21 protein-coding genes are annotated in these 20499 nt (G+C 64.6%); 10 read left to right on the plus strand and 11 right to left on the minus strand.

What is annotated here, in order from left to right:
* The first annotated feature begins 2 nt into the window (after nt 1-2).
* The 4 genes from AOT87_RS01545 to AOT87_RS01560 all read left to right on the plus strand — a co-directional run bounded on the left by AOT87_RS01545 (nt 3) and on the right by AOT87_RS01560 (nt 3271).
* On the plus strand, nt 3-812 hold the full coding sequence (locus AOT87_RS01545) for a sulfite exporter TauE/SafE family protein (RefSeq protein WP_057968680.1): 810 nt from the start codon (nt 3-5) through the stop codon (nt 810-812).
* 129 nt (nt 813-941) lie between these two features.
* A complete protein-coding gene (locus AOT87_RS01550; protein WP_057968679.1) occupies nt 942-1496 on the plus strand; it encodes a sensor domain-containing protein in 555 nt (184 codons plus the stop codon).
* A gap of 29 nt (nt 1497-1525) precedes the next feature.
* The gene (locus tag AOT87_RS01555) at nt 1526-2287 is read left to right on the plus strand and encodes a DUF1295 domain-containing protein (protein WP_057968651.1); all 762 of its coding nucleotides are present in this window, start codon (nt 1526-1528) and stop codon (nt 2285-2287) included.
* Between the two features lie 90 nt (nt 2288-2377).
* Nucleotides 2378-3271 carry a metal-dependent hydrolase gene (locus AOT87_RS01560; RefSeq protein ID WP_057968678.1) on the plus strand — a complete coding sequence of 298 codons (894 nt, stop codon included), beginning with the start codon at nt 2378-2380 and terminating at the stop codon, nt 3269-3271.
* A gap of 53 nt (nt 3272-3324) precedes the next feature.
* Here AOT87_RS01560 and AOT87_RS01565 read toward each other — a convergent pair whose 3' ends face one another.
* Together AOT87_RS01565 and AOT87_RS01570 are read right to left on the minus strand one after the other, a co-directional pair.
* A complete protein-coding gene (locus AOT87_RS01565; RefSeq protein ID WP_057963775.1) occupies nt 3325-3636 on the minus strand; it encodes a hypothetical protein in 312 nt (103 codons plus the stop codon).
* Between the two features lie 269 nt (nt 3637-3905).
* A complete protein-coding gene (locus tag AOT87_RS01570; protein ID WP_057968650.1) occupies nt 3906-4220 on the minus strand; it encodes a hypothetical protein in 315 nt (104 codons plus the stop codon).
* Nucleotides 4221-4316: 96 nt separating this feature from the next.
* Here AOT87_RS01570 and AOT87_RS01575 point away from each other — a divergent pair, with 96 nt between their 5' ends.
* Nucleotides 4317-5003: a DUF5642 family protein gene (locus tag AOT87_RS01575; protein ID WP_057968649.1), complete on the plus strand. Its 687-nt coding sequence runs from the start codon at nt 4317-4319 to the stop codon at nt 5001-5003.
* Here AOT87_RS01575 and AOT87_RS01580 read toward each other — a convergent pair.
* Entirely contained in the window at nt 5000-5611 is a 612-nt protein-coding gene (locus tag AOT87_RS01580; RefSeq protein ID WP_030094550.1) for an alpha-ketoglutarate-dependent dioxygenase AlkB, read from the minus strand. The two genes, AOT87_RS01575 and AOT87_RS01580, sit on opposite strands and share 4 nt — an antisense overlap.
* Before the next feature lie 53 nt (nt 5612-5664).
* On the opposite strand from AOT87_RS01580, the gene arcA reads away from it, so the two are divergent.
* Nucleotides 5665-6879: an arginine deiminase gene (gene arcA, locus AOT87_RS01585; protein WP_057968648.1), complete on the plus strand. Its 1215-nt coding sequence runs from the start codon at nt 5665-5667 to the stop codon at nt 6877-6879.
* Here the strand turns inward: arcA and AOT87_RS01590 are convergent.
* On the minus strand, nt 6876-8429 hold the full coding sequence (locus tag AOT87_RS01590) for a phospholipid carrier-dependent glycosyltransferase (RefSeq protein ID WP_109398644.1): 1554 nt from the start codon (nt 8427-8429) through the stop codon (nt 6876-6878). The genes arcA and AOT87_RS01590 overlap by 4 nt on opposite strands.
* 86 nt (nt 8430-8515) lie before the next feature.
* On the opposite strand from AOT87_RS01590, the gene rsmI reads away from it, so the two are divergent.
* Nucleotides 8516-9349: a 16S rRNA (cytidine(1402)-2'-O)-methyltransferase gene (gene rsmI, locus AOT87_RS01595; RefSeq protein ID WP_046252749.1), complete on the plus strand. Its 834-nt coding sequence runs from the start codon at nt 8516-8518 to the stop codon at nt 9347-9349.
* On the opposite strand, the gene AOT87_RS01600 is transcribed toward rsmI, so the two are convergent.
* From AOT87_RS01600 to metG, 5 genes are all read right to left on the minus strand, one after another.
* Nucleotides 9333-10598, minus strand: a complete 1266-nt coding sequence (locus tag AOT87_RS01600; RefSeq protein WP_057968647.1) for an aminodeoxychorismate synthase component I — start codon at nt 10596-10598, stop codon at nt 9333-9335. The two genes, rsmI and AOT87_RS01600, sit on opposite strands and share 17 nt — an antisense overlap.
* 4 nt (nt 10599-10602) lie before the next feature.
* Nucleotides 10603-11421 carry a GNAT family N-acetyltransferase gene (locus AOT87_RS01605; RefSeq protein ID WP_057968646.1) on the minus strand — a complete coding sequence of 273 codons (819 nt, stop codon included), beginning with the start codon at nt 11419-11421 and terminating at the stop codon, nt 10603-10605.
* A 41-nt stretch (nt 11422-11462) separates the two neighbouring features.
* Nucleotides 11463-12368, minus strand: a complete 906-nt coding sequence (locus AOT87_RS01610) for an RNA polymerase sigma-70 factor (protein ID WP_057968645.1) — start codon at nt 12366-12368, stop codon at nt 11463-11465.
* A gap of 2 nt (nt 12369-12370) precedes the next feature.
* Entirely contained in the window at nt 12371-13528 is a 1158-nt protein-coding gene (locus AOT87_RS01615) for an FAD-dependent oxidoreductase (protein ID WP_057968644.1), read from the minus strand.
* Nucleotides 13529-13617: 89 nt separating this feature from the next.
* Nucleotides 13618-15327 carry a methionine--tRNA ligase gene (gene metG, locus AOT87_RS01620; protein WP_337251421.1) on the minus strand — a complete coding sequence of 570 codons (1710 nt, stop codon included), beginning with the start codon at nt 15325-15327 and terminating at the stop codon, nt 13618-13620.
* On the opposite strand from metG, the gene AOT87_RS01625 reads away from it, so the two are divergent.
* The 3 genes from AOT87_RS01625 (at nt 15209) to rsmA (ending at nt 18148) form a co-directional block, all read left to right on the plus strand.
* Nucleotides 15209-16084 (plus strand): TatD family hydrolase, encoded by an 876-nt coding sequence (locus AOT87_RS01625; protein WP_057968642.1) that lies wholly within the window; start codon nt 15209-15211, stop codon nt 16082-16084. The two genes, metG and AOT87_RS01625, sit on opposite strands and share 119 nt — an antisense overlap.
* Before the next feature lie 73 nt (nt 16085-16157).
* Nucleotides 16158-17285, plus strand: a complete 1128-nt coding sequence (locus tag AOT87_RS01630) for a resuscitation-promoting factor (protein ID WP_057968641.1) — start codon at nt 16158-16160, stop codon at nt 17283-17285.
* Nucleotides 17258-18148: a 16S rRNA (adenine(1518)-N(6)/adenine(1519)-N(6))-dimethyltransferase RsmA gene (gene rsmA, locus AOT87_RS01635; RefSeq protein WP_057968640.1), complete on the plus strand. Its 891-nt coding sequence runs from the start codon at nt 17258-17260 to the stop codon at nt 18146-18148. Before AOT87_RS01630 ends, rsmA begins: the two co-directional genes overlap by 28 nt.
* Nucleotides 18149-18151: 3 nt before the next feature.
* Here the strand turns inward: rsmA and AOT87_RS01640 are convergent, their stop codons facing one another.
* Nucleotides 18152-19636, minus strand: coding sequence for an amino acid permease (locus AOT87_RS01640; protein ID WP_057968639.1), 1485 nt, complete (start codon nt 19634-19636; stop codon nt 18152-18154).
* Nucleotides 19637-19655: 19 nt separating this feature from the next.
* The gene (locus AOT87_RS01645) at nt 19656-20456 is read right to left on the minus strand and encodes a serine/threonine-protein kinase (protein WP_057963787.1); all 801 of its coding nucleotides are present in this window, start codon (nt 20454-20456) and stop codon (nt 19656-19658) included.
* Nucleotides 20457-20499: the final 43 nt, after the last annotated feature.

Below are 20499 nucleotides of genomic sequence, written 5' to 3' on the forward strand. Positions count from 1 at the left end.
GCGTGATCGTGTTGGTGATGATCGGGATTCTGACGGGGCTCACCACGGTGCTGTTCGGTTTCGGCGGCGGATTTGTCACCGTTCCGGTGATCGTCTGGGCCGACAGTGCGCTCGCCGTGGGTGCGGCCGAGGTGGCGGTGGCGACCTCGGCGGTCGTCATGGTGGTGAACGCGGCGGCCGCCACCATGGCAACCTCACGAACCGTGTTGGTGCACTTACGAAGTGCGGCAGCGCTCACCGCATTGCTGGGGTGCGGGGGAGCACTCGGTGCGGGGCTGGCCAGGCTGGCGCCACCGCACCTCGCGATGTGGGGATTCGTGTTCTATCTCGCGGTGACGATCATCGATGTGCTGGCACGTCCCGGATTCCTGCGCCGCCCCACCATGATCGAGGGCTCCCTATCTGACTTCGCCATCTCCCCGCTACTGGGCGTGCCTATCGGTGCGGTCGCCTCGTTCCTGGGAGTGGGCGGCAGCGTGATGACGGTTCCCTTGCTGCGCCGCAGCGGACAGCCGATGAGTATGGCCACCGCACTGGCCAATCCGTTGACACTGGCGATCAGCGTGCCGGCATTGGCTGTCTTTCTCGCCGGCACGTCAGCAGCAGCGGACGATCCGTACGTCATCGGCGTGGTGGATGTGCGATCTGCCGCTGCGCTTCTCGTCGGAGCGCTGCCGATCGTGGTGTGGCTGCGGCGGCATCCGCCGCGGCTTTCGGATGTCGCGCACGCCTGGGCGTATGTCGCATTGCTCATCATTTCGGCCCTTGCGATGGTGCTCTCGCCGGGGGTCTTGTCGCCAGATTTCACCTGATAGACCCCGAACACCCAGGAATTTCCCAGGTTGAGAGTCCACAATTCTCAGATGGCGCGGACAGTATGGGTCGGATCGAGCCTCCTCGCACTCGTCGCGGTTGCCGGTTGCTCGCAGCCTGCGAATCCGGTGGTGGAAACCTCCACGCCTGAGGTAACCGAACTCAAAGTCAGTGCCGCCGCCGCGGATTCGCTGTTCGCCGGGATCGATGTGGTCAAGTCGCTCGGCTTCCCGACGGCGGACACCACACATACCGACACGGCGCCGGTCTACGGGCCCGCCATCAACCCGTCGGACCCGTGCGGCGTGTTGCACGCGGCGTCGCAAGGCGACTTGGGCGACGGCTGGCAGGCGTTTCGTCAGCTGAATGTCGACAGCAGTGCGGACCCGCATCAGACACTGCGCGAAGCCATTGCGATTTATCCCGACAAACCCGCCGCCCAAGCCGAATTCCACCGCATCACAGAGGCTTTCAACACGTGCAAGGCGCATTCGCCCGGCGCGTACACGTTCGGCATGCGCAACCCGATCACGATCACCTGGGCCGACAACACCGGTGCCACGCACATCCACACCACGGGCAACGCGGTGTACGGGGTGACCTCGTCCGGTGCCACCGACAACGCTGAGGTCGCCGGTCAGGTTGCCAATCAAATGAAGACGAACATCATCGACCCTGCTTAGAACGAGCGTCTACTCGGTACTGTCCCGATGTGCTTACAGAGCTGTATCACGCTGCGGTCGTCTTCCTCGTGGTCCTGGCCATCGTCACCTTTGTCAGCGGCTTCTGGTTCACCAATCCCTACGGCCGGTTCGCCAAGCCTGACGAGAGGTTTACCGCACCCGCCAAGATCGGTTGGCTGATCTTTGAATGCCCGCAGTGGTGGGCGTTCACCGTCACCTTCTGGACCGTCGCGCACCACCACGGCGCACCGGCGCTCGTGCTGTATGCGTTGTGGCAGGGCCACTACCTGTACCGCGGACTGATCTATCCGCTCTCCCGTAAGGGCAGTGGAAAGCGGTTCCCCTACAGCGGGATTGCCTTCGGCTTCGTCTTCAACGCGGTCAATGGTTTTGCCAACGGGTATGCGGTCGCCTTCGCCGCGCATCTGCAGAGTGCCGCCTGGTTCACCGACTCCCGGTTCATTCTCGGAGTTCTTGTGGCCCTCGGTGGCTGGTTGGTGAACTTCCAGGCCGACCGCATCCTCATCAACCTGCGAGCCGATGGTTTCGATGGATACCGCATTCCGTATGGCGGTGCGTTCAGGTGGGTGTCGGCGGCCAACTACTTCGGCGAGATCATCCTCTGGGCCGGTTGGGCATTGATGGCGTGGACGCTGCCCGGTCTGATCTTCGTGCTGTTCTCGATTGCCAATCTGGTGCCGCGGGCGCTCGCGATCCATCGGTGGTACCGCGAAACATTCCCTGACGAGTACCCGCGCGAGCGCAAGGCGATCGTTCCGGGGCTGCTGTAGGGACCTAAGCCACCAACTTTTACGCACTACTTCAATACGTAAGCGATTCGTGTAACACTGAGTTACACGATCAAGGTGGAGGTGTGCGACATGGCTGCTCCGGTAACGGCCTCATACCCGAAGACGCGGCGCATCAGGTTTTGGTTTGGTGACCCGGTCCCGATGCGAAGGCACTTCGCCGACAACGACATCGCGTTGAGCCATGTGCTGGCGGGTGCCTCGGCGGTGTTCCCGCCGGGGGAGGAGTTCTTCGTCCGATCCGTGCGTCGCTACGCCGACAGGATCACCGAGCCCACACTCAAAAAACGTGTCGCCGGATTCATCGGCCAAGAAGTCACCCACGGGCTGCACCATCGCGAGCTCAACGAGAAGCTCACGGAAATGGGCTACCGCAGCAAGATGGTCGAGACCATCGGGCGCCGATCAGGCAAGGTCGAAGACCTGGTCGACAAGTACCTACCCAACATGGACCGCCTCAAATACATCCGGTTGACCATGCTGGCCGCGACCGCGGCACTCGAGCACTACACCGCGGTTCTGGCAGAGCGTCTGCTGGAAAGCGGCGACCTGCAGGCCATGGTGACCGATGACGAGGTGCGAAACCTGTTGTATTGGCACGCCATCGAGGAGCTCGAGCACAAATCGGTCGCCTTCGACGTCTACCGCGCGGTCGGTGGGCCGGAATGGCTGCGACGTGCGGTGATGGCCGTCATCTGGACCGGTACGGTGCCATTCGCCACCGCGGGCTCCTGGTTTTCCATAGCGTGGAGCGACCCGGATGGACGGCGTCAACCGGGGCGCGTGCTGCGCGAGACGGTTGGGTTGATCCGCGGACCTCTGTTGAACGACGGGATGATCGGCCGGTTGGCCGTCTATATGAAGAAGGACTTCCATCCCGACGATCTCGACACCGAAGTGCTCCTGGAGCGGTGGCGGACCGAACTGTTCGGTGCCGAGGGCACCCTGGTCGATCATTTGAAGTAGAGACAACAATGGCCCGGGCTTGTGGCCCAGGCCATTGTCAGGTGTCTGCTGTGTCAGCAGCTCAGCGCGACATGCGCGACCTTGCGATCGACAGTCGGCACGGTGGTGGGGTTGTTACGCACATCCCGGGCCGGCTGAACATTGTTCACCGGCGACTCCTGCGTGACAGACGCCACGGTGCACTTGCTCAGGTCCGCAGCGCCCGTCTTGGAGACGATCACTCGGTACCCATTGGTCTTGAGGTCATTGATGACAGCGCTGGCATCGCCCGATCCCGATGGACCGGCGAGCGCGACACTTGCCGATCCCAGCGACGCCCCGATGACGCCAACTGCGGCAATACCTGCAAATAACAATCTCTTCACGATTTCACTCCTCTCGCCTCACTCCTCGTGGCATCGCTGTTACGGAAATGTGTCCGCATACCACACGAATGCCCGATCCCCGACTCGCTAAATCATCAACGCTCGTGAATCTGTCCAGTCCAACGCACTAATACCGAGATTGATTCCCAATCGGGGAAATTAACGTCAAATTCACATTCTCGTCTGCGCCCGCTCTCAGCCAGCGCGCGTACCCGCCCGCGGGGCGTGCAACGACCAGCGAACTGGCAAATCTGGTTAGGTTAGGCTAACTAGACGTTGCAGTTAAGGGAGATGTACACCAATTTATGGTCGAGTACGCGCACCGGCAGCACCAGCCACTTGCCGCTGGGCATCCACGTCCGCTGATACTCGGTGCGGTAGACGTCCTGCCCGTTACGGATGTTGGACACCGTGCACTTATTGGTGGGGGCTGAGCCGTTTCGGTCGATGATGACCTGATAGCCCTGCGACTGGTACTGGTTGATGACCGATTGCGCGTCATCGGCGAGCGCCGTCCCGGTAGTGAGAGCCATCAACGCGCCGACACCGAGTGCCGCAGTCGTTAGGCGAGCCGCCATCTTCATCTCATACCGTCCTCACAGGTGTTAACTCTTGGCCACACAGACATTGTTCCCTATAGGTGCCATCGATTTTTGGGCCCGAATCGATACAGTGGCCGGGTGTTGAAGCCGGTGACCGTCAAGAGCTGGGGAATCTGGGCCACCTGCGCGCTAGCGCTCGTTGTGCCGGGCTGTGGCCGAACCGTCCAGAATCCCGTCAATCACAACGTGAAGATCGGAAACATCGCCTCACTGAAGAGCCAGTTCGGACCGGAGTTCGTCGTCAAGACCATGGAACCGGCGGGGATGGACCCCAAGCTGCTCTCCCCGGCACCGCTGCCCCAGGGGATGACGGTGGATCCGCCCGGCTGCGCCAAGTACAGCGGCGGCAGTGCCGTACCGGCCGGGCTCAAGGGGAACATGGCCGCACTCACCGCCACGGGCGCCGGAAATCAGTACGTGGCGGTCGCGGTGGAAACCTCGCAGGAGGTCCCCTTCGACCCGGCGGTGTCGGCGGAATGCAAGAAGGTCGGCTTCCGCGGTAACGGGATCGCCGGGCAAACCGAGGTGATCGACGCACCCGCCATCGAGGGTGCGCGCACCCTCGCCATGAAGCGAGACGTCCTCAGCGGAACCTCGGGCAGGGCCGTCGGTCAAGAGATACTGAACTACTCGGCATATCTCGGTCGCTACATGGTGGTCGTCACGGTCAGCCCGGTTGCGGTCGGCAAGGTGCCGCCCGCGTTGCCCGACGGCAAGCGCGCATCGGATCTACTGGTCAAGGCAGTGGCCGCCGTCCGTTCTTAACGCACATCGCGGGGCCGGTACTGCAAGCTGATCCGCGGACCTACCGGCTTGGACGTCTTGGGGATCGCGTGTTCCCAGGTTCGTTGGCAGGTACCGCCCATCACCAAAAGGTCGCCATGGCCCACATGGATGCGAATCGATTCGCCCCCGAGGCGTGGCCGCAACGCGAAAGTGCGTGTCGCGCCGATGCTTACGATCGCGACCATGGTGTCTTCGCGTAGCCCGCGCCCGATGGTGTCACCGTGCCAGGCGACGCTGTCGGTGCCGTCCCGGTACTGGCACAGGCCCACTGTGGTGAATGGTTCGCCGAGTTCGGCGGTGTACTCGCTGTTCAGGCGGTCGCAGATCGCCTCCAGCACCGGATGCGGTGGCGGGCCCGCGGTCAGATCATGGAAGCTGACCAGCCGGGGGACGTCGAGGGTGCGGTCGTACATGCGGCGGCGCTCGGCGCGCCACGGTACCTGCGCCAACAGCTGACCCATGAGATTGTCGGCACGTCCAAGCCATTCATGGTGTACCTCAAGCCAAGCGCCGCCTGCCAACTCGCGGCGCGGGACCGGTGGGGCGCCGAACAGGGATGCCTGCACAGCGTGTGGAGAGGCTGTCACACCTTCATGGTATCGCACACATGTTCGATTGCGCGGCAAGCTAGCGTCTTCTCATGACGGATGCGCCAGTGCTGGGTGCCAATTCAGAGGTGGGACGGCTGCGGGCGGTGGTGTTGCACCGGCCCGGTGACGAGCTCAAGCGGCTGACTCCGCGCAACAACGACCAGCTGCTGTTCGATGGTCTGCCCTGGGTGGCGCGCGCTCAGGAGGAGCACGATGCCTTCGCCGAGGTGCTGCGCTCGCGGGGTGTCGAGGTGCTGCTGCTCTCCGAACTATTGCGTGAGGCGCTGGCCAGTGGCGCCGCCAGGGTGCAGGGCATATCAGCGGCGGTGAACGCACGCAGGTTGGGTTATGCGCTTGCGCAGGATCTTTCGGAATACCTGCGGTCGCTGGACGCGGCCGATCTCGCCTACGTGTTGATGTGTGGGATGACGTTCGACGAACTACCGGTGGGCGGCAAGGTGGCGCAGCCGTCGTTGGTGCGCACCATGCACCACGGATCGGATTTCGTCATCGAACCGCTGCCCAATCTGCTGTTCACGCGCGACTCGTCGTTCTGGATCGGGCGTAAGTTCGCGATCACCTCGCTGGCACTTCCGGCGCGCGTCCGCGAGACCTCGCTCACCGACCTGATCTATGCCCATCACCCGCGGTTCCTCGGGGTGCGGCGGGCCTATGAGTCGCATTCGGCTCCCGTCGAAGGCGGCGACGTGCTGCTGCTGGGGCCCGGGGTGGTGGCAGTCGGTGTGGGGGAGCGCACCACGCCCGCCGGTGCGGAAGCCCTGGCGCGCAGCCTGTTCGACGATGACCTGGCCCACACCGTGCTCGCGGTGCCCATCGCGCAGGAACGCGCGTCCATGCACTTGGACACCGTCTGCACCATGGTCGACACCGACGCCGTCGTGATGTATCCGGCGATTCAGGATTCGCTGTCGGCGTTCACCATTCGTCGTAACGATGATGGGGTCAGCATTTCGGGTTCGGCACCGTTCGTGGAGGCGGCGGCCGACGCGATGGGCATCGGGAAGCTGCGTGTCATCGATACCGGTCTGGATCCGGTGACCGCCGAACGCGAGCAGTGGGATGACGGGAACAACACCCTGGCCTTGGCTCCCGGTGTGGTTGTCGCCTACGAGCGCAATGTGGAGACCAATGCGCGCCTGGAGGAATCGGGTGTGGAGGTGCTTGCCATCTCGGCATCGGAGTTGGGCACGGGCCGGGGCGGACCCCGCTGCATGTCCTGTCCGATATCGCGCGATCTCCTCTAGCGCCAGCTGGGCAGCCACATCTCCATGTTCCACATGAACGGTGAGATGGCGGCGCCGGTGAGGATCGGATACAGCCACGCGAAGTTGGTGACCACCACGGCCAGATAGAACGTGGCGATGAACATTCGCAACGTTTTTCGTTCCGGATTGGCCACCGGCTTGCGCAGGAAATCGCCGATGATGAACGCGATCATCATCACCAGGAACGGCACCATCGGGGTGGCGTAGAAGAAGTACATCTGCCGGTCGATGTTGGCGAACCAGGGCAGCCATCCCGCGCAGTAGCCGACCAGTGCCGCCGCATAGCGCCAGTCGCGCCGGACCACCGTCGCCCACGTGGCCCACAACAGCACCGGGACCGCCAGCCACCAGATGGCCGGGGTGCCGACCAACAGCACTGCGCGCACACACGAATTGGCGCCACAGCCGGGAATGTTCTTGTCTTCGATGGCGTAGAGCAATGGTCGCAGCGACATCGGCCACGTCCACGGTTTGGATTCCCACGGATGATGATTGCCGTTGGCGTTGGTGAGCGTCGAATGGAATGTGTAGACGCTATGCGTGTAGTACCACAGCGAGCGCAGGGCATCGGGTACCCAACTGCCGACACCGATCTGACGGCCCTCGGCATGCCGATTGATAGCCGTCTCGGAGGCGAACCACGACCAGTACGAGGCCATGTACACGAGGAACGGAATGACCACCAGCGCATATAGGGCCGGCCCCAGATCGCGTACCCCGGTGCCCGCCCAGGGACGCTGCACGCCGTAGGCGCGCCGTGCCGCGATATCGAAGGCGATGCACAGCACTCCGAAGAATGCGATGAAGTACAGCCCTGACCACTTTGTGCCACAGGCCAATCCGAGCAGGATTCCGGCACCGAAACGCCACCACCGCACGCCCAGCCGCGGCCCCCACGCGGTCTCGCCGATGCGCCCGTCGAGGTATGCGTTGTACAGCCGCTCCCGCACCTGATCACGGTCGACGATCAGCGCGCCGAAGGCGGCCACCACAAACAGTGCCTGATACACGTCGAGCAGTGCGGTGCGCGCGGTCACGAAGCTGACGCCGTCCGCGATCAGCAGCAGTCCCGCGATGGCGCCCATCAGGGTGGACCGGCCGATCCGCCGGGCGATCCGGGCAACCAGCAGCACCAGGATGGTGCCCGAGAGTGCGGCGGCGAACCGCCAGCCGAATGCGTTGTATCCGAAGAGCCATTCGCCGAGGGCGATCATCTGTTTGCCGATGGGCGGATGCACCACCAGCCCGTAGCCGGGATTGTCCTCGACGCCGTTGTTGGTGACCACCTGCCAGCCCTGTGGCACGTAGTGCTTCTCGTCGAAGACAGGGGTGCCGCGATCGGTGAGGGCGCCGAGATTGATGAATCGTGTGAGCGCCGCAATTGCCGTGATGACGGCGGTCATCACCCAGCCCTGGAACCGGTCGGTGGGCCCGAAATCCGCAGGCGGTATCCGGGGCCCCGGGGACTCGGTGCCGTCCGAGCTCCGAGACGTCTCCCCCGTAGGCGGCAGGGTTGCGGGCACGGTCACACGCTCGATCGTAAGGGAGGGCCCGGCCCGGGCCTGTTGGTGCGGCGGGCTGGAGCGAGAGCGACGAGGGGATTTAGTCTTGCGTGATGGGGAACTTGCTGCTGGCGGCGACACCGCTGGGGGAGCCCGGGGATGCCTCGCCCCGATTGCGTGAGGCGCTGGCCAAGACCGCGGTGGTGGCCGCCGAGGACACTCGTCGGGTCCGGGCGCTCGCCAAATCGCTGGATGTGCAGATCAGCGGCCAGATCATCAGTTTCTACGACCAGAACGAAGCCAGCCGCATCGAGCCGCTGCTGGCCGATCTGGAGGCCGGGTACGACGTGCTGGTGGTCACCGACGCGGGGATGCCCTCGATCAGTGATCCGGGGTATCGCTTGGTCGCCGCATGCGTGAAACAGGGGATACCGATCAAATGCCTACCCGGGCCGTCGGCGGTGACGACGGCATTGGCCGTTTCGGGGCTCCCGGTCGACCGTTTCTGTTTCGAGGGGTTCGCGCCGCGCAAGCAGGGGGCGCGGCGGCGTTGGCTTGCCGAGCTTTCGGGGGAGCCCCGCACCTGTGTGTTCTTCGAGTCGCCGCGCAGGCTGGCCGAGACTCTGGCCGATGCGGTGGAGGTGCTGGGCCCCGAACGCCGTGCGGCGGTATGCCGCGAGCTGACCAAGACCCATGAAGAGGTGTTGCGGGGCACCCTGCGTGAGTTGGCCGTCTGGGCCGAGGGCGAGGTGCTGGGGGAGATCACGGTGGTGCTCGACGGTGGTCGCCCCGCCGTCCCCGAAATCGACACCCTGGTGACCAGGGTGGAGGAGCTGATGGACGACGGCATGGGGTTGCGTGAGTCGTGCGCGATGGCCATCGGGGAGTCCGGCGCGACGCTGTCCAGGCGCGACCTTTACGACGCGGTGGTCAAAGCGCGGGCTTGAGCCCGGGTGTGAGCAATGCGATCGCGGTGAGCTCGACCGTGGCAGCGGCCTTGTGCAGACACTCCTGCCATTCGGCTTCGATATCGGAGTCTGCGGTGATACCTCCCCCGACGCCGAGTACGGCGGATCCGTCGGGTGCGATTTCCACGGTGCGAATCGCGACGTTGAGTTCCAGGCCGGCCACCGGCGACAGCATGCCGACGGTGCCGCAGTACACCCCGCGGTTATCCGATTCCCATTGGCGCAGTAGTTGGCGGGCACGGGTTTTCGGTGTTCCGGTCACCGAGGCGGGCGGGAATGCGGCCGCCAGCAGATCTGCTGCAGTGGCCTCCGTAGGTATCTGCGCGGCGACGGTGGACACCAGATGCCACACACCGGGTGCCGGGTGGACGGCGAGAAGTTCGGGAACGGTGACAGTGCCGGTGATCGCGATGCGCCCGAGGTCATTGCGCACCAAGTCGGTGATCATGATGTTCTCGGCGACGTCCTTCACCGAGTTCAATAACGCGGCGGGGTCCTCGGTCGCCGCGAGGGTGCCCTTGATAGGGCTGGAACGCACATCAGATCCGTTGCGTTGCAAGAACAATTCGGGTGACAGCGAGGCCACGGCACCCCAGGCGCCCGACACGAAGGCGGCTCGGGCCGGCGCGGTCTGGGTGATCGCATCGGCGAAGAAGTCCACCGGATCTCCCGTCAATGCCCCGCGGAATTGCGTGCACACGCAGGCCTGGTACACCTCCCCGGCTGCGATGGCCTCCAGGCAGCGGCCGACGGCGGTGCGATGGCGCTCGCGATCGGGAGTCGTCCACTCGATGGACCACACCTCGGGATCGCGGGGATGGGTGAGCCCCTGGACTATCCACGCAGGGCATTCTTCGTCGAGAAGGCTTTCATACCACCAGCATTCGTCATTATCCAGGCGCAATACCGCATCACTCCAGCCTCCGGCCGAAGCGGGGAGCCGTGGGGCCCGGGCGTCTGCGGTCAGGTCCGGATATGCCCGATAGCCGATCCAACCGCCTCCCACCGCGCCCGGCGGAGCGGTGTTCACATGAGAAGTATTGCCACTGAACGCCTGTCGCGGCAGCACCGCACGGGCGGCGAGGGACGGGGCGATGATCGCCCGTGAGTCGAACCAGCATCCGGTCAATGCGGCAGGTGCCGGGCGTCCCGTCTCGCGCGCGGCGACGGCAAGGGATCGCAGCACGGCTGGCGGTGCGCCGAGATCGCCGAGCTGCTGGACGCGCATGGGTCTAGTTTCGCAGACCCTTCACCAGGATCGCGCGGGTGTACAGCAGTGAGAAGCCCTGACGCTGGGTGTTCTGCTGAGATTTCGATCCGGGCTGTGTGGTGACCACGGCCAGATCCGCAGCGGCACTTGCGGCTTCGTGAAGCCGGGTGGTCAGCAGTGCTGACTGGATACCGCGCCGGCGATGTGGCGCGGCAGTCGCCGCGCCGTTGAGCTGGGCCACCCCGTCGAGGATGCGCATGCTTGCGCCGCCCGCCACAACGCCCTGCCGCAGGGCGATGTAGCGCCGCACACTCTCCGTCGTCGACAGTGCATCGATCGCACGGGAGAGCACCTCGCGGGGAAACGATTCGTGGGAGGCCACGCCCTGGTCATCGGGGACCGCGAACCCCTCGACGATGACGTCGAGCCAGCTGGCCAGCTCATCGACCCCGCTGTGGCGCACCGTGATGTCATCCGGGAGCACCGGCGCGGGGATATCGCGCAGCGTCAGGCCCAGCACGTCCTCGAACGACACCAGCAGGTAACCGCGCCGGGTCAGCAGCTCGCCGATCGCCGGATCGGCCAGGCTCGAGACCTCGGCCTGCACCGGGGTGTCGCGGTCGGCGAACATCTGCTCGACGGCCTCAAGCTCGGATGCGGTGGGCACACCACCCCACCCGAGTCCGGCGATTTTGTTCATCGGTGAATCGGGTCCGGCATAGGACGCGACGCCCCCGGCCAGCGGTATCACGACACCGTCGTCACATCGCGCGGTTCCCGCGGCAATCGTGTCGGCTTCGGCGCGCTCAATGCGCGCGGCGGTATCGATGTCACAGAACACGCCGGTGATTGTGTCTGACAACCCGCCGGGGCCGCCACCGGTTATCTGCTGATGTGGCGCGCTGTTTCGGCGGTGGCCAGCTTGTCGGGATTGCGGATCGCGAAAACGTGCGCCACCTTGCCGTCCGTGATCGATACCGCCAGCACGGCGTCGAGGCGGCCTTCGCTGTAGATCAGCAGCGCGGGCGTGCTGTTGTACGTGCTCAGTTCCATGCGCACGTCCGGGAATGACGCGGCCGCCCGCGAAAGCCCGATGGCGACGCGCGCCACTCTGTCGGCCCCGTACACCGGCCGCCGCGCGGCACTGACCTTCCCGCCGCCGTCCGATGTCCACACCGCGTCGGGGGCGAGTATTTCCACCAGTGCGTCGACATCGCCGCCCGCGGCGGCCAGCAGGAACTTGGTGGTCAGCTCCTCGGTCTGCTGATCAGTAGGCGTGAACCGGCGCCGGCGCGACTGCACATGCTCGCGGGCGCGGTGCGCCATCTGGCGCACCGCGGACTCCGATTTGCATACCGTGGAGGCGATTTCGGCGTAGTCGAAGCCGAAGACCTCCCGCATGACAAACACGGCACGCTCATCCGGCGCCAGCGTTTCCAGCACCACCAGCATGGCCATGGACACCGACTCGGCCAGAACCACGTCGGTCGAGGCGTCGTCGGTGCTGCCGTCGAAGGTCACCCGCACCGGCTCCGGCAGCCATGGTCCCACGTACTCCTCGCGCCGACGGCTGTTGGCCCGCAAGGTGTTCAGTGATTGGCGGCTGACGATCTGTGCCAGATAGGCCTTGGTGTCGGTGACCGTGTTCAGGTCCACCTGCGCCCACCGGAGATAGCTCTCCTGCAGTACGTCGTCGGCTTCCGTTGCGGAACCCAGCATTTCGTACGCGATGGTGAACAGCAGCGGGCGCAGGTGGGTGAACAGCTCGGCATGGGCGGAGTCGGACACCGCTAGGCCTGCACCTTGAGGGCCTCGGCGCGCTTGCCGCCCTGGGGCCAGAAGTACCACGTGGGGTGTTTTGCGGCAGTTGCCAGGATGGAAAGCGTTCCGTTGCACACCATTTCCTTGATGGCGGCGCCTGCACGCCCGCCCACATACAGCTTGCGGGGGGTGTCGTCGGTGTGGCCCAACTGGATGACGGCAGCGTTGCGCCCGATGCTGACGTTCTGTCCGGTGAAGATTTGGCTCCGTGCCTCCGGTTGCAGGCCATCGACCAGGGCCAACACCGTCTTGACGGCGCGGGCTGCCAGTGGCCCGGCGGCCTGGCAGCTCATCCGAAGCGGCACACCTGAGGGGCTGGCGGCGTCCCCGGCCGCGATGACGCGCGGGTTGTCCACGCTGACCAGCGTTTCGTCGGTGAGCAGCCTGCCCAGGGCATCTGTGCTCAGGCCGCTGTCGGCGGCCAGCTGTGGCACCCCGAATCCCGCGGTCCACACCGTGAGCGCGGTCGGCAGCACGCGTCCGTCGGACAGCGTCACCGAATCCTCGTCCACCCGCACCACCGTGGCGGGCACCAGCACCTCGACGCCCAGCTTGTCCAGTCGCTTGGCGGCCGCGCGTCGGGCCGGATCGCCGAGCGACGGCAACAGTTGTGTGCCGCAGATCAGCGTCACGCGGCGACCGGCCTCGGCTAGTTCTCCGGCCAGCTCGACGCCGGTCAGGCCCGCGCCGACGACCACGATCGGCGCGTCCGGCCCCAGCCTCTCGTACCGGGCCCGTACCTGCTGGGCGTGTTCGAACTCGTTGATGGACAACGCATGTTCTGCCACACCGGGGATGTCGGGGGTTGTGGTGGTACTTCCGACGGCGTAGACGAGGTAGTCGTACGGCAGCACCGTGCCGGAGGCGAGCTCCAGCTTCTGGGCACCGGCATCGATATGGGTGACCTTGTCGACCACGAGGCGGATGGCCGGGTTGAGCAGGGTGTCGTAGTCGGCGGTCGCGGTGCTGCTTCCGGCGACCAGCTGATGCAGCCGGATTCGTTCGACGAAGTGCGGCCGGGGGTTGACGAGGGTCACGGTCAGGTTCTTGTTGGCGAGCAATTGGTTGGCCGCCAGGGTTCCCGCGTAGCCTCCGCCGATCACGATCACTCGGGTGTTCTCGGTCATTTCGGTGACTTCCTTTCAGTCGCTGATGCCCTTAAGACACCGGCGCGACGAAATCTGTGACAGACCGTGACCGGGATCACTTTTGCGACCTACTTGGGCACCTGATACTTCGGGAACACACCCGTCGGTGCGGGCAGGCTCACACCGGGCTTGAGCCGCGTCCCGATCGCGGAGAAGTCCCGCTGATCTTCGGACTGGCCCAGCAGATCCAGCAGTTTGGCCGCGGACTCGGGCATCACCGGCTGCACCAGTAGCGCGACGATCCGCACCACCTCCAACGTGGTGTACAGCACGGTGCCGAACCGCAGCTGATCCTCGGCGCTGTCACTTTTGCCCAGCACCCAGGGCTCCTGCGCCGAGAAGTACCGGTTGCTCGCGCCCAGCACCTGCCAGATCGCCTCCAGCGCGAGATGCATCGCCGGCACCTCGAAATGGGTGCGGGCTTGTTCCAGCAGGCTATCCGCGGCGCTGAGTAGTTCCAGATCCTCGGGTGCGAAGTCGCCCGGTTCGGGCACGATGCCGTCGAGATTCTTGGCGACCATGGACAGCGATCGCTGTGCCAGGTTGCCCAGTTCGTTGGCCAGGTCGGCGTTGATCCGCCCGATCAGACCGTCCTCGGTGTAGCTGCCGTCCTGGCCGAAGGGAACCTCGCGCAGCAGGAAGTAGCGCACCTGGTCCAGTCCGAAGGTGTCGATGAGGTTGATCGGGTCGACCACATTGCCGATCGACTTACTCATCTTCTCGCCCTTGTTGGTCAGGAAGCCGTGTGCGAAAACCCGCTTGGGCAGTTCGATTCCGGCCGACATCAGAAATGCCGGCCAGTACACGGTGTGGAACCGGCTGATGTCCTTGCCGATCATGTGCAGATCGGCGGGCCAGTACCGCGTGAACGAGTCCGACGAGGTGTCGGGGAAGCCCACCCCCGTCAGATAGTTGGTGAGGGCGTCCACCCACACGTACATGACGTGTTCGGGGTGGTCGGGTACCGGCACACCCCAGTCGAACGTGGTGCGGGAGATGGACAGATCGCGCAGACCACCGGAGACGAAGCTGACGATCTCGTTGCGCCGCACCGCCGGGCCGATGAACTCCGGATGGGCCTCGTAATGCGCCAGCAGTTTGTCCTGGTAGTTCGACAGCCTGAAGAAGTAGGAATGCTCCTCGGTCCAGTCGACCGGGGTTCCCGTCGCGGTGGCTGTACGGGTGCCGTCGGGGGCCACGGTGGTTTCGGCGTCGGTGTAATACGCCTCGTCACGCACCGAGTACCAGCCCGAGTAGGTGTCCAGATAGATGTCGCCGCTATCGGCCATCCGGCGCCATATCGCCTTCGACGCCTCGTAGTGGTCGGGGTCGGTGGTTCGGATGAACCGATCGAAGGAGATGTTGAGCTTGCGCTGCAACGCCTCGAACACGTCGGAATTGCGCCGGGCCAGTTCCGCCGTCGGGATTCCGGCTGCTGCCGCCGTCTGCGCCACCTTCAAGCCGTGTTCGTCCGTACCGGTGAGGTAACGCACGTCGAAGCCGTCCAGCCGCTTGAAGCGGGCGACCGAATCGGTCGCGACGTACTCATACGCGTGGCCGATGTGCGGCTCACCGTTGGGGTACGCGATGGCGGTGGTGATGTAGAACGGATCCAATGATTCAGGCATGGTCTGAGCAACTTTATAGACTGGTGTTCTGATGACGCCCGGCAATAAGAGGCAAGCCCCGCCCAACCCCGAGCCGCTCGCGCCCCTCATCGATGCGCACACCCATCTGGATGCATGCGGCGCCGTCACGGACCAGGACGTGCGTGCCATCGTCGATCACGCGGAGTCCGTAGGTGTGGGACGTGTGGTGACAGTGGCCGATGATCTCGAGTCGGCGCGGTGGGCGGTGTCGGCCGCCGCGAGTGATCCGCGGGTGTACGCCGCCGTCGCGCTGCATCCCACCCGTGCCGGTGATCTCACCGACGGCGCGCGTGCGGAGTTGGAAAATCTGGCCGCACATCCCCGCGTCGTGGCCATCGGGGAGACCGGTTTGGATCTGTATTGGCCGGGCCGATTGGAGGGCTGCGCGGAGCCCTCGGTTCAACGCGAAGCATTTGCTTGGCATATCGAACTGGCTAAGCGGACGGGCAAGGCGCTGATGATTCACAACCGCGATGCCGACGCCGAAGTGCTCGATGTGCTGAAGTCCGAGGGCGCGCCGGCCACGGTTATCTTCCACTGCTTCTCATCGGATGCTGAGATGGCGAAGAGATGCGTCGCTGAGGGCTGGATCTTGAGCTTGTCGGGGACGGTGAGTTTCAAGAACGCGCATGCGCTTCGGGAGGCCGCCGCGCGCATTCCCGACGAACAACTGCTGGTAGAGACCGATGCCCCCTACCTGACCCCCCATCCGTATCGGGGTGCACCGAATGAGTCGTACTGTCTGCCGTACACCGTCCGGGCCCTCGCCGAGATAACCGGGCAACGCCCGGAGCGATTAGCGGCCGCGTCCACGGCGACGGCAGTAAGGGTGTTCAAGATGGTTGATGAGTTGCCTCGGCGCGATGCTTTCGTTACCGTGTCGTGATCAGATTGCCGGGTGGTGTCACCGTTGACTACCGGTATCGAGGCACCGAAACGAACGCAGGAATCTCCTACTCGTGAATGCACTGACGAAGCTCAACGCAACGCGATCGCCCTTGCTGCGCGCCCTTGTGGCCGCCCTGCTGGTGGTGATCGGCGCGGGCGGTGGCTACGCCATCGCTGCGCACAAGACCCTGACGCTCAACGTCGACGGGAACGCCATGACGGTCACGACCGTCAAGTCACGGGTGTCCGAGGTCCTGGCCGACTACGGATACGCGCTGACGGATCGTGACGATGTCGCTCCCGCCAAGCACGACGCGGTGCGCGACGGCGACACCATCGTGCTCAAGCGCTCGCGCCCGCTGGACATCTCCGTGGACGGGCAGGGCACCCAGCAGGTCTGGACCACCGCCAACACGGTGAACGACGCGCTGTCTCAGCTGTCCATGACCGACACCGCCCCGACCGCCGCCACACGCGGCAGCCGTCTCCCGTTGGAGGGCATGTCGCTGGCGGTGGTCAGTGCCAAGACCGTGCGCCTGAACGACGGCGGCGCGATCAGCACCCCGCGTATCGCCGCGCCCACCGTGGGGACGCTCCTGGAGGCCACCGGTAACCCGCTGCAGCAGTTCGATACCGTCGATCCCGCGCCGAGCACTCCCGTGACCGCCGATATGCCGATCACTGTGACGCGGATCCGCGTCAGCAAGGTGACCGAGCAGGCTCCATTGGCGCCGACTCCTCAGAAGATCGAAGACGCCGACATGAACATGAGCCGCTCGGTCGTCGAAGACCCGGGCGCTCCCGGTACCCAGGACATCGTGTACTCGGTGCTGACGGTCAATGGCCGCGAAACCGGGCGGATGCCCGTGTCCAACAACGTGCTGACCCCCGCCCGCGACTCGGTGCTGCGGGTTGGTGCCAAGCCGGGCACCGAGGTGCCCGCGGTGACCCGTGGCTCGGCGTGGGACGCCCTGGCTTCCTGTGAGGCCGGTGGCAACTGGGCCATCAACACGGGCAACGGCTTCTACGGCGGCGTGCAGTTCGATTACGGGACCTGGCTGGCCCACGGCGGCGCCAAGTACGCACCGCGTGCCGACCTGGCGACGCGTGAGGAACAGATCGCCATCGCCGAGAAGACGCTGGCTGTGCAGGGTTGGGGCGCTTGGCCGGTATGCAGCGCGAGGGTCGGTGCCCGCTGACCATCAGGCTGCTCGGCCGCACCGAGATCCGACAACTGGCCAAGGATCTCGATTTCCGACCGACGAAGACGCTGGGCCAGAACTTCGTTCACGACGCCAACACCATTCGCCGGATTGTGTCGGCATCGGGTGTCGGTAAGGGCGATCACGTCATCGAGGTGGGGCCCGGCCTGGGCTCACTGACGCTGGGGCTGCTGGACAAGGGCTGCGCGGTGACCGCCGTCGAGGTGGATCCGGTGTTGGCTCGACGCCTTCCGGCCACCGTCAAGGAGCACTCGCACAGCGAGTTCAACCGGTTCTCGGTGATTCACCAAGACGTACTGAAGCTCACCCCCGCCGATATCACCGGGGATCCGCCGACGGCCATGGTGGCCAACCTGCCCTACAACGTCGCGGTCCCGGCACTGCTGCGGATTCTGACCGAATTCGAGTCGGTGAAGACCATTTTGGTGATGGTCCAGTCCGAGGTGGCCGACCGGCTGACGGCGGAGCCGGGTTCGCGGATCTACGGTGTGCCGAGTGTGAAGGTGCGCTACTTCGGCAAGGTGAAGCGTCTCGGTACGGTGTCTCCCGCGGTGTTCTGGCCGATTCCGCGGGTGTACTCGGGTCTGGTGCGCATCGACCGCCATCCTGACGCGATCTGGCCCTCCGATGCCGGGTTCCGTAAGGAGCTCTTCGACCTCATCGACATCTCATTCGCCCAGCGCCGCAAGACCTCTCGTAACGCATTCGCGGAGTGGGCGGGCTCGGGTGACGAGTCGGCACGCCGGCTGCTGGCTGCCAGTATCGATCCGGCGCGTCGCGGCGAGACGCTGGATGTCGCCGATTTCGCCCGGCTGCTGGAGCGTTCGGCGATCGTCTAGGTTCTACTTGTCTCCGAGGTTGGGCGGATCGTCCATCATCGGAGTCTCCGCGATCACCGGGTATTGCCCGGTGTAGCCCACGCGCTCGCGGGCCAGCTGCATAACGCGTTCCTTGGATAGGTACCAGCCGATGATGAGCAGCGGCGTGAAGATACCCAGAGCCACCAGGTTCCAATAGTTTTCGTAACACATGAGCACCAGCACCACCAGCAGGAAAATGAGTGTGGCGTACCCGGTGTAGGGAGCGCCGGGCATCTGGAACTTGCCGCGTTGCAAGATGCCCCGTTGCGTCCATTGGTACAGCCGCAGCTGACAGATGACGATGGTGGCCCACGAGGCGATGATTCCGAGTGCTGCCACATCTAGCGCGGTCTCGAACGCCTTGGCCGGGATGACCATGTTCATGAGGACGCCGACGACGGTGAAGCACGCGGTCAGTGCGATGCCCGCGAAAGGGACGCCGTTGGAGGACATGCGGGACAAGAGTTGCGGTGCACTGCCATTCATCGACATGGAACGCAAGATGCGGCCGGTGCTGTACAGGCCCGCGTTCAGGCTCGACAGCGCGGCAGTGAGCACCACGAAGTTCATGATGTCGCCGGCGTAGGGCAGACCCACCCGGGAGAAGAACGTCACGAACGGGCTCTCGCCCTCCTTGTAGAGGGTGTAGGGCAGCAGCAATGCCAGCAGAATCAATGAGCCGACGTAGAAGACGGCGATACGAATCACCACGGCGTTGATGGCCTTCGGCATGACCTTCTCGGGGTTTTCCGTCTCACCCGCTGCGGTGCCCACCAATTCCACTGAGGCGTAGGCAAAGACCACACCGGAGGTGACCACCACCAGGGCCAATAGTCCGGTAGGGAAGAGTCCACCGTTGTCGGCGAGTATCGAGGGCCCGGTGGCTGCACCTTCGACGGTGAATCGTCCCGCCAAGAACACGATGCCGACGATCAAGAAGGCTACGAGTGCAACGACTTTGATGAGTGCGGCCCAGAACTCCATCTCGCCGAACAGCTTGACGCTGATCATGTTCATGGTGAGCACGATGACCAGGGCGATCAGTGCGATGGTCCACTGCGGAATGGCCTTGAATGATCCCCAGTAGTGCATGTACAGGGCGATCGCGGTGACATCCACAATCGAGGTGGCTGCCCAGTTGACGAAGTACATCCAGCCGGCGACGTAAGCGGCTTTCTCCCCGAGGAATTCGCGCGCGTATGACACGAAGGACCCCGATGAGGGGCGGTGCAGCACCAGCTCGCCGAGGGCGCGCAGCATGAAGAAGACGAAGATGCCGCAGACCGCGTAGACGAGCCACAGGCTTGGCCCGGCCTCATGCAGTCGTTTTCCGGCGCCCATGAACAGGCCGGTGCCGATGGCACCGCCGATCCCGATCATCTGGACTTGGCGGTTCTTCAGGCCTTTGTGATATCCCTCGTCCTCGCGAGTGAGGGCGGACGTATCGTAATTAGCTGGAGATGCCATGGGGCGACGGTACCGGGGATTAGGTCATCGCGTGTGTCAAAAGTGTTATGAACTCCGTACATGTCGGATAGCGGCTTAACGGATCTTTGGCCATGGCCTTGGCGACGATCGAATCGAACGCTCGGGGGATGTCCTTATGGCGGTATGAGATCGGCCACGGAGTGGCGTTCAGGTGCAGGTCAGCGAGTCTCATCGCCGTGCGCGCGGTGAAGGGGGGTTTGCCGTCGAACAGTTCGACCGCGGTGCAGGCCAACGCATACTGGTCGGTGGCCGCCGTGACGGGTTGCCCGCGCAGCACCTCGGGTGCCGCGTAGGGCAGCGACGTCTGCACCACGGGCCTGCGCGGCCCGGAGGCGAGAGCAAGTTCCTGGGCGATACCGAAATCGGTGAGCACGGCGCCGCCCGAGCGCCGGCGCATGATGTTGGACGGCTTCACATCGCAATGCACCACCTGGGCGTCGTGGATATAGTCCAGCGCTCCGGCGATCTGTTGAAGGGTAGTTAGCTTGATGGGCATGATCCAGCTTTGATCTGTGCCCACCAAGTCTTTCGCCGAGCCGCCGGTGAGTGCTTCCATGGCCAGCCAATCGTCACCACGTTCGTAGACCGTGATGATGCGCGGGTGCGAAAACCTTTGGGCTAAATCAAATTCCCGGTGTAACCGGTCGATACTCTCGGGGTTTCGATGCCGTGGATCCAGCACCTTCAGGGCGACGTCCGGACCGTCATCGCGGTGCGCCAGGAAGACCTGTGCCGTACCGCCACGGCCCGCCACAGCGTCGATGACGTAGCCATGGAATTCGCCACCCGGTACCGGCATGCACCGAGGGTGTCACGAGTAGCCCAGCGTGGTGGCGGATTTC

It is taken from the genome of Mycobacteroides sp. H003 (genome assembly GCF_001440135.1).
Lineage (GTDB): Bacteria > Actinomycetota > Actinomycetes > Mycobacteriales > Mycobacteriaceae > Mycobacterium > Mycobacterium gwanakae.

Coding starts and splice junctions, on each gene's coding strand:
- AOT87_RS01560 (WP_057968678.1), top strand. CDS start 2,378: ATGGCTGCTCCGGTAACGGCCTCATACCCGAAGACGCGGCGCATCAGG.
- AOT87_RS01570 (WP_057968650.1), bottom strand. CDS start 4,220: ATGAAGATGGCGGCTCGCCTAACGACTGCGGCACTCGGTGTCGGCGCG.
- arcA (WP_057968648.1), top strand. CDS start 5,665: ATGACGGATGCGCCAGTGCTGGGTGCCAATTCAGAGGTGGGACGGCTG.
- rsmI (WP_046252749.1), top strand. CDS start 8,516: ATGGGGAACTTGCTGCTGGCGGCGACACCGCTGGGGGAGCCCGGGGAT.
- AOT87_RS01600 (WP_057968647.1), bottom strand. CDS start 10,598: ATGCGCGTCCAGCAGCTCGGCGATCTCGGCGCACCGCCAGCCGTGCTG.
- AOT87_RS01615 (WP_057968644.1), bottom strand. CDS start 13,528: ATGACCGAGAACACCCGAGTGATCGTGATCGGCGGAGGCTACGCGGGA.
- AOT87_RS01625 (WP_057968642.1), top strand. CDS start 15,209: ATGACGCCCGGCAATAAGAGGCAAGCCCCGCCCAACCCCGAGCCGCTC.
- metG (WP_337251421.1), bottom strand. CDS start 15,327: ATGGCACGCACGTCCTGGTCCGTGACGGCGCCGCATGCATCCAGATGG.
- rsmA (WP_057968640.1), top strand. CDS start 17,258: ATGCAGCGCGAGGGTCGGTGCCCGCTGACCATCAGGCTGCTCGGCCGC.
- AOT87_RS01640 (WP_057968639.1), bottom strand. CDS start 19,636: ATGGCATCTCCAGCTAATTACGATACGTCCGCCCTCACTCGCGAGGAC.
- AOT87_RS01645 (WP_057963787.1), bottom strand. CDS start 20,456: ATGCCGGTACCGGGTGGCGAATTCCATGGCTACGTCATCGACGCTGTG.